Annotated in this window: 1 protein-coding gene; it reads left to right on the top strand. The window is 67.5% G+C overall.

Annotated elements, in window-relative coordinates:
- Positions 1-300: 300 nt before the first annotated feature.
- Positions 301-1302 carry an IS30 family transposase gene (locus ACIBTM_RS46425; protein WP_395883488.1) on the top strand — a complete coding sequence of 334 codons (1002 nt, stop codon included), beginning with the start codon at positions 301-303 and terminating at the stop codon, positions 1300-1302.
- Positions 1303-1337 lie beyond the last annotated feature (35 nt).

The raw sequence follows: 1337 nt of genomic DNA on the forward strand, positions 1-1337 counted from the left end.
CTTGGGTTCTAGTGGTGGTTGCAACACCTGAGTTGTTCAGGGGTTGTGTTGTTCGAAATCCGCAAGGATCGGTCGCCTCAGGGGCCGAGGAAGCTGCTTGCCGAGCGCCGGACATATCTTGATCTTGTGGCGCAGGGGACGGGCAGTGCTGAGGTGTGTCGGATCGTGGGGATCAACCGCCGGACCGGGCATCGGTGGCGGCAAGGACGTGCGAGTCAGGCGGGGCGGGCGACGAACCAGTCGTCCGCCCCGCCTGCACGTCCGCCCGCGCCTGAGTCTCCTTCTGCTGCTGGGCCGTCGGTGCCCGCCACCCGGTTTCTGTCTCAGGACGAGCGGCTTCTGATCGCGGATCTGGCGCGGGCCGGGCACGGCCCTCGGGAGATCGGCCGCCGGATCGGCCGGCCTGCCTCGACGGTCAGCCGGGAACTGGGCCGCAACGCCGATCCCGCCAGCGATGAGTATCTTCCCTATTCCGCGCAGGCCCGGGCAGACGCTCGCAGGCCCCGGCCCAAACCAGGCAAGATCGCGACCAACCCCGAGCTGCGGGACCGGATCCAAGGCATGCTGGACGACCGGTGCAGCCCCGAACAAGCCAGTAACCGGCTGCGCCGTGATCACCCCGACCAGCCGGAGCTGCACGTGGCCCACGAAACGATCTATCAAGCCCTGTATGTCCAAGGCCGCGGCGAGCTGCGCCGCGAACTCAAAGCCGCGCTACGCACCGGCCGCACCCAGCGCAAACCCCGCGACAGCGGCGAGCAACGCCAGCCCCGGTTCACCGCACCCATGGTGATGATCAGCGACCGCCCGGCCGAGGCAGACGACCGCGCCGTCCCCGGCCACTGGGAAGGCGACCTCATCATCGGCGAGAACGGAGCATCCGCGATCGGCACCCTCGTCGAACGCACCACCCGCTACGTCATGCTCGTCCACCTCGGACAATCCCGCACCGCCGAACACGTCCGCGACGCCCTCATCGCCACCATCACAACCCTGCCCGAACACCTCCGCCGCTCCCTCACCTGGGACCAAGGCGCGGAAATGGCGCGACACCACGAATTCAGCATCGCCACCAACACACCGGTCTACTTCTGCGACCCCCACGCACCCTGGCAACGCGGCTCCAACGAAAACACCAACGGCCTGCTCCGCGAATACTTCCCCAAAAGCACCGACCTGAGCGTCCACACCCCCGACCACCTCGCCGCCGTCGCCGCCCAGCTCAACCGCCGCCCACGCAAAACGCTCGACTGGGACACCCCAGCCGAGCGCCTCACTACACTCCTCACCCAAACCAGTTGATCACCCGTGTTGCAACGACCCCTGAAATCCGCCCC

Source organism: Amycolatopsis sp. NPDC049868, from assembly GCF_044461365.1.
In the GTDB taxonomy this organism is placed as follows: Bacteria; Actinomycetota; Actinomycetes; order Mycobacteriales; family Pseudonocardiaceae; genus Amycolatopsis.